The sequence below is a fragment of the Arcticibacter svalbardensis MN12-7 genome (genome assembly GCF_000403135.1).
Classification (GTDB): domain Bacteria; phylum Bacteroidota; class Bacteroidia; order Sphingobacteriales; family Sphingobacteriaceae; genus Arcticibacter; species Arcticibacter svalbardensis.
The window spans coordinates 41,404-55,131 of the sequence record NZ_AQPN01000051.1; the positions used below are offsets into that span (position 1 = coordinate 41,404).

A 13,728-nucleotide genomic window follows, 5' to 3' on the forward strand; every position below is an offset into this window, starting at 1 on the left:
AAGTATCGTGGTAATTTTGTTTATTTCAAATCATTAAAATTTTATTTAAAACTTTTTTAACCTTTTTTTAAATATGCAGATACCCTGCATATCACGACGTCATCTTTGTCGTGAATTAAAAATTAAAAAAGAATGAAGAAAGTTATAATAACCTTTTTAACCGTTACATTATTTGTACTTATCTGCGTATTAGTTGATAAATCAACTAGCATTAAAAACCCATCGTATTATTATTTTTTCGCAATGCTGCTCCTTTATTCAGTAGGGGTGTTGGTAGCCAGAGATATAAATAAAGAGTGATGAAGATCATTCTAAATGTTTTCCTGTGAACTTCCAGTAATGATATATTTACAGGACTTAATCGCCTAACATTTAGACCATGCCTATAACCCTTGATGCCTTATTACGATACCATTCTATTGATACTTGTTTGCAAGATTATGCTCTTGGTTGCACCCTTGATTTCCTTGCAGAAAGATGTACGCAAGATTTAATTGAGAAAGGAGAAAATCCCCATAGGGATACCGTAAGTAAGCGTACTATTCAAAATGATATCAAAAATTTGCGAGGTGATAAATTAGGCTATAATGCGCCTATTGTGGTTAAGGATGGAAAGTATTCTTATTCTGAGAAGACCTATAGTATTGGTAATGTTTCGCTGACAAATAATGATATTATAAACATTTCAGCTGCTGTGAAAATGCTGAAATCATATAAAGGTGCTGTGTTTTTTTCGGGTATAGAATCTTTGGTAGACCGGCTGGAACGAAATGCTAATTTGAATTTGTATGGGAAGGTTCAATCTATTGTGGCTTTCGAGCACTTTCCAGAAAGTTCAGGAACTGACATGATTAAGCCACTTATGGATGCCATTACTAAGAAAGAGGTGATTAATGTTACTTATTTGCGCTTCGGTTTGGATCAGACAGCAAAAAATCAACCTTTTCACCCTTATCTGCTTAAAGAATACCATAACCGCTGGTATGTGCTGGGAATGAATAATCAATATAAGGAGATTCAAACCTTTGCACTAGACAGAATTAAGAAGTTTGAGGTTTTAACTGATATTCAGTATGATACACAGCATAAGCCCGATCCCGATGTATATTTTAAAGATACCATTGGAGTTACTATTTTCCATAATGCTAAACCTGTAGAAATTAAATTACGCTTTAATCAATCAAAGCTTCCGTATATCAAAAGTCAGCCGCTACATGAAAGTCAGTGGGTGATAGAAGAAACCGAGGAATATATTACTATTGGACTTAGACTAACGTTAAACTTTGAATTGCAATCGTTAATTATGAGCTTTGCAGATGAAGTAGAGGTGCTTCAACCGGCTTCATTGAGGTCTTTAATAAAGAAAAGGATTAATAAAGCAAGTGATTCTTTTAATAAGGAGAGGCCTATTTAATATAATATAATGAATTCAATCAATACTTTTACTGCAATAGATTTCGAAACTGCTCAGGGAAAAAGGAATAGCATTTGTCAGGTTGGCCTGGTTAGGGTAGAGCAAGGGATTATTACCAGGAAGATTGTGCTGTTGGTGAAACCTCCTGATAATTTTTACGCTCCAATCAATATTCAGATTCATGGAATTACTCCTGATATGACTCGTAATTCGCCTTCTTTTGAGTGGATATGGCCTTCCATCATGGGTTACATCCGCAATCAAAATATTGTGGCACATAATAGTTCATTTGACGTAAGCTGTTTACAGCAAACTCTAGCGTATTACCGGATAGCTGTTCCCGATTTTAAAGCGCATTGCACATACAAGATTTATGGACAAAAGTTAAATTTGGTATGTAGTAAATATGGAATAAAATTGCAGCATCATGATGCTTTATCTGATGCATTGGCATGTGCTGAATTATTTCTGATTCATAATAAGAAGAATAATATTTCTTCTGGAATTTCAATATAATGATATTTTTGAATTTGCTTAATCGGGTATCTGAACCTGACGGGGGAAGAGCAATTTTAAAATAGTAAAATAGAAATCGCTCTACTTGCATCGGCACAAAACTAATGATAGTACAGGTTTAAATTTTCGCTATATGCTTATATTTTGCGTAATTTGAAAAAAGTATTTTCTATATTTATGGCTTAAACCTTAAATATTTAACTCATGAATTATTTCATTATTGTATTACAGAAATACGCACAATTTACAGGCAGGGCCAGGCGTAGTGAATATTGGTATTTTGCCTTATTTAGCAGTATCATATCAATCATACTATATCTAGTAGGTGATGCGATGGGTTTCAATTTGCTTTATAATATTTATTCTTTCGCTGTATTGATCCCTTCTATTGCTGTAGGTGTAAGAAGGATGCACGATGTTAACAAAAGCGGCTGGTTCTTACTAATCCCCATTTACAACCTTATTTTAGCATTTACCGATGGTACTCCGGGCGAAAATGCATATGGGCAAGATCCTAAAGGCAGACAAGGCTTTGGTGCTATGGACTATGAGAAACCATTAGGAGTAGATCCTAACAGCTAGTGTTTCTTATTATTGTGTTTTGCAGCTATTGGAATATGATTCATTGGCTGCAAAACCATTTATTACCCTGCCCTTTTAAATACTTAACCGGTATTGATTGTCCAGGCTGTGGTTTTCAACGTTCTGTTGTGGCCTTATTACAATGCAACTTGCATGAGAGCTTGGAAATTTACCCTGCTACCATCCCAATATTGATTTTATTAATTACTGTTTTATTGAAAATGCAGCGGTTTTTTGTCAACAGGCCATATATAAAAGATGTTATGCTTGTGTTGTCGACAATAATAATTACGGCAAGCTACCTGTTTAAGTTGAGCCTTTTACTGCCTTAAGCCCTACCTGCTGAAAGGTAATTGTAATCGTTTAGTATAATTTCAAGAAATTGGTAATCATTTGTTTGTGAGGGATACGCTACATTTAGAAACGTTTTAATACGGTGAGCAAGTTTGAATATTAACAGGTTATTGCGCGTTTGATTAAAGTTTCGAATAATATCGTGTATCAAAACAATATCTTTATCAATGAGCTGCATGACCTCGGGGTATGTAGGCTTATAATCAAGGCCGGGCTGTATAAAAATAAGGCTGGTGAAGTCGTCATGAGGGGTGGTCTTAACAAGTGTTGTACCAGCTATCATATCGCCAATGCGTTGTTTTTTATCAGAAAAAGCAACACTGACAACTGCCGCTGATCCTAAAGTAACACCAAAATCAATAATGCGAAACACCCAGCGTAACAAATATTGCCCTATGCTTGGCCGCCCACCATTAAGGCTTATCACTTTTATTTTAAGAGCACGTTTACCTAAGCTTTGCCCGTTCAAGAACATCTCGGTAAACAAGTCGTAGAATACACAAAGTGCAAGCCATATACCTATCAGTATGATAAACATGCCTTGATCAATATTTCCGTTACGGCCAATTTCATTTTGACTTATACCTGCGTAAGCAAGAAATATCATAAATGCAACCGTATAGGCGCACATAAATACCATATAATCTACAGAACGTGCAGCTATACGCTGACTTAATGAAGCTATATCATAATCAATATCAATATTTTGTGAGGTTATAATTCTAACTGTTGGCATGGTTAACAAATATATATATGCAATACCATTTATTTATGTATTAAGATTAAAAATTTGTTACTATTTTAACGGAAAATAATAATACTAGGACTAAAACATGCGTGAGGCGTTGTTTATTAAACAAAATACAGAAAGATGGGACGATTATAACAATAATCCAACCGAAGACCCGGACGAGTTGGCTAGTCGTTTTATAGGTATTACCGATGATTTGGCTTACGCTAAAACATTCTACCCAAAATCTAAAACAACTGTTTACCTGAATAAGCTTGCAGCAGAGTTTCACCAATATATTTATAAAAATAAAAAAGAGAAAAGTGGCCGGGTATTTATATTTTGGAAGTATGAAGTACCCTTGCTTTTTATGAAATACCGAAAGCAACTTTTGTACTCATTCCTGTTTTTTAGTATCTCATTTTTTATTGGAATATTATCAGCAAAATATGACAACAACTTTGTGAGGCTTATCATGCATGACGATTACGTCAACATGACCAACGAGAATATAGCCAAAGGGGACCCATTTGGGGTATATAAAACCGGCAACTCCTATTACATGTTTTTTCAGATAGCGAAAAATAACCTGTATGTAACCGTTTTTACCTTTGTATCGGGGATATTATTTTCTGTTGGCACTGTTTATGCCCTTTTTAGTAATGGCATAATGCTGGGCGCGTTTGAGTATCTTTTTATTAGCAAGGGGTTGGGGATCCAATCTGTTTTGGTCATATGGATTCACGGAACGCTCGAAATTTCAGCGATAATTATTGCCGGTGGTGCTGGCCTTATATTTGGCAATAGTATCCTATTCCCAAAAACGTACACCCGCATGGTCTCCTTAAAAAAGGGTGCCATGGATGGCTTAAAAATAGTCCTTGGGATTTCTCCCATAATAGTTACTGCCGCTATATTTGAAAGCTTTGTTACCCGCCATACCGAAATGCCTGTTTGGCTAAGCATAGGCATTTTAGCAGGTTCGTTAATTTTTATAGTTTGGTACGTGATCATTTATCCTTTATATATATTAAAAAAAACCACTATGCCTGATATGTATACAAATGCTACCTAAAGTTGAATTATCAAAAGTCCGCAGTTTGGGAGAGATTGTTGACGATAGCATTCTTTTTCTCAAGCAGAATTATAAACCTTTATTTAAATCATATTTCGCGATATGCGGCTTTTTTTGGGTTGCAGGGTTGATAATATCCATATTTAATCAAACATCCGGAGCGCAGCTGCAAGACCAAAGTGAACAGTTTACCAGCCCTTCGTTTTTGTTATCCGTGCTGTTCGGACTTCTTAATTTTGTAATGATTACAATAACCTGCCTGTCGTTTATCGTGCTTTACAAGGAAAAAGGTAATGAATCGCCAAGCGTTGCAGAAGTTTGGGCCTATGTACAGTACTACCTTTTAAGGGCATTTGGAACCACTGTAATGTTGGTGCTTATTTTAGCCTTAGGTATAGTTTGCTGTATAATCCCGGGCATATATTTTGCACCTATCTTCATGCTTATCCTCACTGTGATGATAATGGAGAACGGAGGAGGAGTTTATTCATTTAACCGCGCTTTTCTGCTTATAAAAAACAACTGGGGTCAGGTGTTTGGGGTGCTTGTTGTAATGATGCTGCTCGTTCTGGCTTCAATAATGCTAATATCCATCCCCATAGTGATCGTTGTAATGGGGATTCTTTTTTTTACACATGTAAACCATCCGCAAACACAGGCGCTGTCTATTTCTATTTCCTTATACTCCATACAGTTTTTATACATGCTCCCTATTATTGCTATTGCGTTGGCTTACTATAGCCTTAACGAAATTAAGGATGATAACAGCCTGATGCAACGTATTCGAATGCTTGGTAAAAACACGGAGGATGCTGATGACCTACCTTTAGAAGAGTATTAATGATGCATAAACGGTTACTCATTTTTTGTATACTGATCTGCTTACACCTCAACCTTAAGGCAGGCATTACAACAAAGTCTGATGGTGTAAAAAAGGTTGTGGTATTACGTGCTGATACTTCAAGAGTAATATTGCGTAGTTTTAATGTTGAGGCCCTGAAAATCTATAAGAGGAGCCCTGGGTTCAATTACAGTACACAAACCCCTGCAAGTAACTGGTGGGGGAGGTTTTGGCAATGGGTTTGGCTAAAGCTTGAAAAACTACTTGGTCGCAAGGAAACCAAAACAAATTCAAACGCATTCATCACTTATTTACTTATAGCCGCAGCAGTGGGTTTTACAGTGTATGTGGTTATGAAGATTTTAGGGCTGGATCATATTTTTAAGCGTACTGCAAAACAAGCGGGTTTAGCTTACGATGAATCAATTGATGATATAAAGGGGATTAATTTTGATGAAGCCATTAACAATGCCGTAAACCTTCATAACTATCGTTTGGCAATACGCTTCTTATACCTTCAAAGTTTAAAGCAACTGGATGAAGCGCAGCTTATCAGCTGGCAAATTGGTAAAACCAACTCTACTTATATAAACGAATTAACCAACATGGAGCATAAAAGATCATTTGGTTTGCTTACGCGGCAGTTTGAATTTGTATGGTATGGCAATTTCCCGGTTAACGGGCAGTCCTTTGAGGAAATAAATACTTTATTTATCGATTTTAAAAAGATGCTATCATGAAAGGCTATAAATTGTATCTTTTTTGTGCATCACTGTTTCTGACTGTATACTTGTTAGCAGAATATAACCGACCAAAAAATATTGATTGGACAACAACTTTTAAATATACAGATAATAACCCTTTCGGTACTTATGTGCTTTATAATCGCCTGAATGATATTTTTCCGGCAGCAATAATTGCTAAAACAAATAAATCGGCATACGAGGTATTTACAGATAGCTCTTTAAAACCTGGTAACTACATTATTATTGCGGAAACAGCGAATATTGGCAAAGCTGACTTTAAAAAAATGATTACCTATATAGCAGCCGGTAACTCGATTTTTATTTCAGCCCTCAATTGGGACGGCTTCCTGGCCGACTCATTAAAAATTAAGAACGGGATTGAGTTTAATAAAGAAAAAACCGGGGTTAACTTTACCAATAAGCTGCTTAAACATCCCAAAGCGTATAAGTTTGACAAGTTTACAAGCAACCAGTATTTTGATAAGTTTGACACCAGAAAAGCAACGGTTATCAGTCAGAACCAATTTGGCCACAGCAATTATCTGAGTTTTAAATTTGGGAAGGGCAATTTATATGTTTTTGCAAACCCACAGTTATTAACCAATTATACACTGCTTAAACCGAAGGGGGCTGATTACGCCGCAAAAGTACTTTCGTATATGCCTGTAGCTAAATATGTTTATTGGGACCAATACCAAAATAGTGGTAACGAGGAAGATGCATCATCAATGCGGGTCTTTTTTAAGTATCCTGCTTTGAAATGGGCTTTTTATATTAGCGTTATCTCTTTACTGCTTTTTGTAATTTATGAGGTTAAGCGTAGGCAGCGTATCATCCCGGTGATAGAACCACTGAAAAATTCAACGGTGGAATTTGTAAGCGTTGTAGGCAACGTATATTATGAACAGCGGGATAATACGAATATCGCTTCCAAAAAGATAGTTTACTTTGCCGAACACCTTCGCAGTGTATTCGGTTTAAAAACAGGCATTTATAATAAGGAGTTCCTTGTGGGCTTCACCAATAAAACCGGCATTGACGAATCGCTTGCAAAAGAGCTGCTGAACCACATTAATTATCTGGGCCATCAAACGGCCGTTACCGATGATGAACTTATTATATTAAACCAACTAATAGAAAAATTTTATATCCAATCCGGATCATATGGAAAATGAAGATTTTGAACAAAGAACGGACCTTACAAAGCTAAGTGCTGCTGTTGAGCTAATAAAAGCTACACTTGCCCAGATCATTGTTGGCCAGCAGGATGCTATTGAGCTGATCATAGCTGGTATATTGGCCGATGGCCATATCCTGATAGAAGGGGTGCCTGGCGTAGCCAAAACCTTAACCGCCAAACTGGTTGCCAAAGCAATAGACGCCAAATATTCACGGATCCAGTTTACGCCGGATTTGATGCCCTCTGATGTGTTAGGTACATCTGTATTTAACCCCAAAAGCACTGCCTTTGAATTTAAGCAGGGGCCTATATTCGGGAACATTATCCTGATAGATGAAATAAACCGTGCACCAGCCAAAACGCAATCGGCCTTGTTTGAGGTGATGGAAGAGCGGCAGGTAACCATTGACGGGCACACCTACAAAATGCAGGAGCCTTTTATTGTTTTAGCCACACAAAACCCGGTGGATCAGGAAGGCACCTACCGCTTGCCTGAAGCTCAACTGGACCGCTTTCTTTTTAAAATAGAGATCAAATATCCTTCGCTGGAAGAAGAAATTGCTATTGTTACCCAGCAGCATCAGCAAAAAACAACCGATCAGCTTAGCCATATTAAAGCAGTTTTGGCTGCGGAGGATGTGATAAACCTACGCAAGCAGGTAAGGGAATTGTATGTAGAGCCAAAAATACTGGCTTTTACCGCGCAAATCATCCACGAAAGCCGTAGCAATAAATCGCTCTTTTTGGGCGGTTCGCCGCGTGCATCGTTAGCCATCGTCAATGCGGCTAAAGCACTGGCAGCTATTAAGGGTCGAGATTTTGTTACCCCGGATGATATTATAGCCGTTGCTAAACCTGTGTTAAGGCACCGAATTATACTTACTCCTGATAAAGAAATGGAAGGTGTAACTCCTGATGAAGTAATTGCACAGATCATCCAAAAAATTGAAATACCTCGATAAACACAGGTGAAAAAAATAATCAGCTTATTTTATAGTAATCTATTCCTATCCAGCAGGTTGTTTGCCGCGCTTAGTGGCTGTGTGGTACTATTTGTGTTGTCGTTCTTTTTCCCTTGGCTGGGAGTAATTCCTGAGCTGGTGTTTTGGGTCTTGCTTTTGCTAACGATTATTGATTTGCTGCTACTTTACCGTACAGCTAATGCCATATTTGCCAAGCGACAAGCACCTGAACGTTTAAGTAACAGCGACGAGAACGAGCTGGGCATCTTCATTGAAAGTAAATACTCTTTCACCATATCTGTGGGTATAATTGACGAGATCCCTTTTCAGTTTCAAAAGCGGGATGTGTGGTTTAAAACCATCCTTAAGTCCGGAGAACACAAACTGATTAGCTATATGCTGCGACCTACAAAACGCGGTGAATACGAGTTTGGGAACATCAGGGTGTTTGTACGTTCGCCTTTAGGGATTTTAAGCAGGCGTTTTAATTTTGAGCAGGCCGAAATATTGCCTGTATATCCATCGTTCCTTCAGATGCGCAAATATGAGTTGATGGCCATATCAAACCGCCTGAATGAAATTGGCATTAAGAAGATCCGCCGGCTTGGGCATAGCATGGAGTTTGAACAGGTTAAAACCTATGTGCCTGGGGATGATTTTCGCACTATTAACTGGAAATCTACAGCTCGCCAAGGCAACTTAATGACTAACTTTTACACCGACGAGAAATCGCAGCAGGTGTATTGTGTTATTGATAAATCAAGGGCCATGAAAATGCCTTTTGACAGTTTAAGTCTTCTTGATTATGCTATTAACGCCAGTTTGGTGCTTGCTAATATCGCTTTGCTGAAAGAAGACAAGGCTGGACTGATTACTGTAGCTGAAAAAATTGGGGCCGTGATTCCTGCCGACCGCAGGCACACGCAGATAAATAAGATACTTGAGGTGTTGTATAAAGAGAAAACCCGGTATTTGGAAACCAATATGGAGGCATTGTACACCACAATCTGCCATGTAATAAAGCAACGCAGCCTGGTGGTGTTCTTTACCAATTACGAAAGCATGAATGCAATGCAAAGACAACTGCCATTTTTAAAGCGCATTGCAAAGCTCCACCTTTTGTTGGTTGTGTTTTTTGAGAATACCGAGCTAAAGCAATTGAGCGAACAGCCTGCTAATAACGTGGAGGAAATCTACATAAAAACTATAGCGGAAAAATTTGCGTTTGATAAGAAGCTTATCGTTAAAGAATTGGCGAAACATGGTATTCAGTCGATATTAACCAGCCCACAAAATCTTACCATCAATACCATAAACCGTTATCTGGAATTAAAGGCCAGGCAAAAGATTTAAAAGCAAATTTGGAAGTTATTAGGTAATAATATTGAATTGATTTCAGTTACGCAATATAAACATAGAAGCTATATTTACAGCATTTTAGATTTTATGAATGTTGTTTGAAGAAATGCTTTTGGATGATTAATAGAGGTTTTAAAGAAAACACCTGATGGGCAGGTGCTCATATTAACCAATTATAAACCGTATTCATATGTACAAATAGGATGCCAATTGAAAGTTTTCAGTCAAATGTTGTTTCCCTTGCAATTTACGGCCAATAAGTATTAACATAATTCTTATAAAATAGACACTTTGTTCAAAATATCGGAATTAATTAGTTAATAATATACGAATCTTATTCTGAATGATCTACTAATCCAGGCAAATGCAATTCATTCAGATTTTAATGCGAATTTAGTTTATTCATGAATCTGACGATTATTTAAACATATAGCTGATTTTTAAATCTTTTTGCCAGGAAGCCTGTAGCAACATCAAGATCAATGTCAGCTACAATTACTCCTATTTTGCCATACGTTTCGTGGGCAATACAAGCTCCATCAGGGCCAATTAATGAGCTGGCTGATTCAGGATAATGAAATGCATAATTAGAACTAGCAAAGTAAATGGTATTTTCTAATGCCCGCATCATCATTGCCTTTTCATAATATGGATTGTCTTTATCACCCCACTCTGTAAGTTTTACGCCCTGGATATCACTGCCAGCGCAGTGTGGATGAAATACGATTTTAGCATCGCGTTGTGCTGCCCATCTTACCGATTCTGGATATCGAAACCCTTCATGGCAGATTGTAATTCCAAATTTAACACCATTGATCTCAAAAATACTGCGTTCAGTACCTGGGATCCATATATTGTCTTCAGTAGGATCCAACTGATTTTTGGTCTGATAACCTAATATTTCTCCGGTATTTGAAATTACATGCGCTACATTTAAAAGTCCTTTGGGGTGATACCAATCCATAGGTATGATGACTGATATGGAATTTGCAGCAGCCATCTTACGCACTTCATTTAAGGCTGATACTAGCTTTTCTTGAGAACGTTCTTCTACTTTATAATCTAACCCTGAATAACCCGGAATATAGGACTCAGGGAAGCAGATAATTTCAGCTTGTTTGTCGGCCGCATCAATGATCAGCTTCTCGACCCATTGTAAACCGTCCCAAATAGATTTGGGAAATGGTGGTGATGCTATTGCTACTTTCATACTAGTTTGGCCTCAATTAATTATTGATAACAAGTAAACCAGCGACCGTACTGGCGGAATTGTTCAAGCTTATTTGCTTCTTAAAATTATATAAATAATTCTTTCCTTTTTTGATTATTTGCTTGACTGATGAACATTCGGCTAAACGAATTATTTAAGAACAGAAACTGTTATGTACGAACTATTAGATGAATCGTGGTAAATTCTATGGGTGGCTTTTTGAAAGTCCTTGGTTTCAGCTTGATAGATATTCATGAATTTTTGAGGATTTCGATCGGCTATTGGAAACCATGAATTTTGAATTTGAATCATGATACGATGTCCTTTTTTGAAGGTATGCGCCACATCTGGCAGTGTGTAATGGACCTTTGTGATTTGTCTGGGTATGAATGCCTCAGGATTTTCGAAACTGTTACGGTACTTGCCTCGCATAATTTCTCCGCGAACCAACATTTGATATCCACCCATCACTACGTCTTTAGGATTAGGAACCGGGTTAGGGGTATCTTCGGGATATACATCAATCAGCTTAACGACATAGTCGGCATCCGTTCCGGTAGTAGAGACTATAAGGTTAGCTAAAACGGGACCGGTTAACGTAATATCTTCTTTTAAGATTGGTGTTTGATAGGTTTTAACATCCGGACGGCGAGCAGCAAAGCGCTGATCATCGATCATATATTCGCGTGTACGCCTTTGTTGTACACCTTCCTGGTAGGGTACTGGGTTCGCTGGATCACTTACATACTCATCCCAACTAGCTGTTTGTGCTTCTTTATCAAAACTGAGCATACCGTTCGGGTGTAAATAAAGGTTTTTATCTTCTGTATCCTTCGGCGGCCAGGTACTGAACTTTTTCCATTCGTTACTTCCGGTTACAAATATGGTTGCTTCTGCAGGATTGAAATCACCTTGATCTTTTAAGTAATGTTTAAAGAAGGGGAGTTCAAATTTTTCCTGGTAATAGGTGCTTGTGGGCTGACCGAATTGAATATCACCAAAACTGCTTCCATCACTACGTACCCAACCGCCATGGAACCATGGACCCATAACCAGAATGTTGTTGGCTTCCGGGTTTTGTTTTTCAATGGATTTATAGGTGGCGAAAGTTCCATAAGCATCTTCGGCATCAAAAAAACCGCCTACAACCATCACGGCTGGTTTAACTTTCGTTAAGTGAGGCTGAATATTCCTTGCTTTCCAAAATGAATCGAGATTGGGATGAGCAAACAAATTGTTCCAGAATTGAATGCTATCTGCAAAATACTTTTCCTTTAATTCTTTAACGCTACCTGATTTGAGAAAAAAGCTGTAATTATCTGTAATGGAATACTGGAAGCTTTTTGGTCCTTTTTCAACCGTAATGGGTTTTAAACGTGGAACTCCAAACGTTGACATGAAGCCAAAGGCATCGGTTAAAAATAAAACACCATTGTGATGAAAATCATCACCCATGAACCAATCGGTAACAGGGGCTTGTGGGGATACTGCTTTTAGCGCTGGATGTGCGTTTGGCAAAGATGCTGTTGAATAGAACCCTGGATACGAAATGCCGTATATGCCGGCTTTGCCATTATTGTTATTTATGTTTTTAACCAACCAGTCTATGGTATCATAGGTATCTGAGCTTTCGTCAATATCTTTTTTGCTTTTCTTATTAGCGACTTGAGGTCTCACATCATCAAAGTTACCTTCGCTCATCCATTTGCCTCTGACGTCCTGATATACAAATATAAATCCTTCCTTCATCATTGCCGGGAAATTACCCAGGCTGGTTTTATATTTTCCATCTCCGTAAGGAGCAACGGTATATGGTGTCCGATTAATTAAAAAGGGATATCTTTTACTTTGGTCTTTGGGGATATAAATAGATGTAAAAAGTTTGATGCCATCGCGCATAGGGATTTGGCGTTCTATTTTTGTGTAATTTTCTCTTACATAAGCTGAATCTGTTTGCTGAGCAGCTAGTTGATAGGAGATAAGGAGCAATAGAAAGAGACTTAGGGTCTTTATTGTAGGCATTTGTTTGATAATTTATTATTAAAAAGGTAAATATAAGTTTTGAATCATAAATAATGGAGTATTAAATACTAATAAATTAGCTTGTTGGGGCTATGTTGTAATTTCCTCTGGTGATTACATCTATAAATAGGTCTTTTTGATTCAATTACACCGTTAAAACCAATCTGTTATGATTACATTCGCATTGACGGTGTATAGTTGCGCACAAATTACTCTTTCTGGAGATCGGTAATTCATAGCAGTGACAGGTGTATTTATTATTGAAGCAGTTTATATCCGCTTGATTTCATTCCCCTTTATTCTACAATAAGGTTATTAGTGGATCTTCAATGACTACTTTTAAAAATGAGTATGAAATAAATTCTTGCCAGTAATAATTAATGCAACGGCTATTGTATTATATAATAACTAAGATCCCCAGAAATCTAAAGTGCGTTCTTAAATATTTCAATGAGACGTTTAAAACCTTCGCAAAACAAATCTCCTTTAGCGCATCGTAGTTGTTTAAAAGTAATTGTTGAAAAACTTTGATCGTAAATAGTTGTTTTTCAATGTCTAACTTAATGCGAAGTGTATTTCTGAGCAAATGACTGAGAAATAGTTGCAGTATTGCTACAGAATGTGCACTTTTGCAATCCCAAATCGAAGGGGGAAAAGCAAAGCGCGAGGCGGAGCAGAAGATGAAGAGAGATAGAAATAGGAGCAAAAAGAAAAGCAATTTTTTTCTTGCAAATATC

The 13,728-nt window shown here is 37.4% G+C and carries 13 protein-coding genes; 10 read left to right on the plus strand and 3 right to left on the minus strand.

Features of this window, described 5'->3' with window-relative positions:
- Positions 1-379 precede the first annotated feature (379 nt).
- The 4 genes from ADIARSV_RS06630 (at position 380) to ADIARSV_RS06645 (ending at position 2,844) form a co-directional block, all read left to right on the plus strand.
- Complete coding sequence (locus ADIARSV_RS06630; RefSeq protein ID WP_016194670.1) at positions 380-1,414, plus strand: helix-turn-helix transcriptional regulator; 1,035 nt, start codon at positions 380-382, stop codon at positions 1,412-1,414.
- Between the two features lie 9 nt (positions 1,415-1,423).
- Positions 1,424-1,930 carry a 3'-5' exonuclease gene (locus ADIARSV_RS06635; protein ID WP_016194671.1) on the plus strand — a complete coding sequence of 169 codons (507 nt, stop codon included), beginning with the start codon at positions 1,424-1,426 and terminating at the stop codon, positions 1,928-1,930.
- Between the two features lie 204 nt (positions 1,931-2,134).
- Positions 2,135-2,512 carry a DUF805 domain-containing protein gene (locus ADIARSV_RS06640; RefSeq protein ID WP_052016966.1) on the plus strand — a complete coding sequence of 126 codons (378 nt, stop codon included), beginning with the start codon at positions 2,135-2,137 and terminating at the stop codon, positions 2,510-2,512.
- A 35-nt stretch (positions 2,513-2,547) separates the two neighbouring features.
- Positions 2,548-2,844 (plus strand): DUF2752 domain-containing protein, encoded by a 297-nt coding sequence (locus ADIARSV_RS06645; RefSeq protein WP_040299311.1) that lies wholly within the window; start codon positions 2,548-2,550, stop codon positions 2,842-2,844.
- Here the strand turns inward: ADIARSV_RS06645 and ADIARSV_RS06650 are convergent.
- Complete coding sequence (locus ADIARSV_RS06650; RefSeq protein ID WP_016194673.1) at positions 2,841-3,602, minus strand: RDD family protein; 762 nt, start codon at positions 3,600-3,602, stop codon at positions 2,841-2,843. The two genes, ADIARSV_RS06645 and ADIARSV_RS06650, sit on opposite strands and share 4 nt — an antisense overlap.
- A 97-nt stretch (positions 3,603-3,699) precedes the next feature.
- On the opposite strand from ADIARSV_RS06650, the gene ADIARSV_RS06655 reads away from it, so the two are divergent.
- The 6 genes from ADIARSV_RS06655 to ADIARSV_RS06680 all read left to right on the plus strand — a co-directional run bounded on the left by ADIARSV_RS06655 (position 3,700) and on the right by ADIARSV_RS06680 (position 9,753).
- Positions 3,700-4,671, plus strand: a complete 972-nt coding sequence (locus ADIARSV_RS06655) for a stage II sporulation protein M (RefSeq protein WP_016194674.1) — start codon at positions 3,700-3,702, stop codon at positions 4,669-4,671.
- Between the two features lie 241 nt (positions 4,672-4,912).
- Positions 4,913-5,512 carry a hypothetical protein gene (locus ADIARSV_RS06660; RefSeq protein WP_152439793.1) on the plus strand — a complete coding sequence of 200 codons (600 nt, stop codon included), beginning with the start codon at positions 4,913-4,915 and terminating at the stop codon, positions 5,510-5,512.
- Positions 5,512-6,252 carry a DUF4129 domain-containing protein gene (locus ADIARSV_RS20455; RefSeq protein ID WP_016194676.1) on the plus strand — a complete coding sequence of 247 codons (741 nt, stop codon included), beginning with the start codon at positions 5,512-5,514 and terminating at the stop codon, positions 6,250-6,252. Before ADIARSV_RS06660 ends, ADIARSV_RS20455 begins: the two co-directional genes overlap by 1 nt.
- Positions 6,249-7,433, plus strand: a complete 1,185-nt coding sequence (locus tag ADIARSV_RS06670) for a DUF4350 domain-containing protein (RefSeq protein ID WP_016194677.1) — start codon at positions 6,249-6,251, stop codon at positions 7,431-7,433. Before ADIARSV_RS20455 ends, ADIARSV_RS06670 begins: the two co-directional genes overlap by 4 nt.
- The gene (locus ADIARSV_RS06675) at positions 7,423-8,400 is read left to right on the plus strand and encodes an AAA family ATPase (protein WP_016194678.1); all 978 of its coding nucleotides are present in this window, start codon (positions 7,423-7,425) and stop codon (positions 8,398-8,400) included. Before ADIARSV_RS06670 ends, ADIARSV_RS06675 begins: the two co-directional genes overlap by 11 nt.
- Positions 8,401-8,406: 6 nt before the next feature.
- Complete coding sequence (locus tag ADIARSV_RS06680) at positions 8,407-9,753, plus strand: DUF58 domain-containing protein (RefSeq protein ID WP_016194679.1); 1,347 nt, start codon at positions 8,407-8,409, stop codon at positions 9,751-9,753.
- Positions 9,754-10,180: 427 nt separating this feature from the next.
- On the opposite strand, the gene ADIARSV_RS06685 is transcribed toward ADIARSV_RS06680, so the two are convergent.
- Together ADIARSV_RS06685 and ADIARSV_RS06690 are read right to left on the minus strand one after the other, a co-directional pair.
- Positions 10,181-10,969 carry a carbon-nitrogen hydrolase family protein gene (locus ADIARSV_RS06685; protein WP_016194680.1) on the minus strand — a complete coding sequence of 263 codons (789 nt, stop codon included), beginning with the start codon at positions 10,967-10,969 and terminating at the stop codon, positions 10,181-10,183.
- A gap of 150 nt (positions 10,970-11,119) precedes the next feature.
- A complete protein-coding gene (locus ADIARSV_RS06690; RefSeq protein ID WP_016194681.1) occupies positions 11,120-12,991 on the minus strand; it encodes a CocE/NonD family hydrolase in 1,872 nt (623 codons plus the stop codon).
- Positions 12,992-13,728 lie beyond the last annotated feature (737 nt).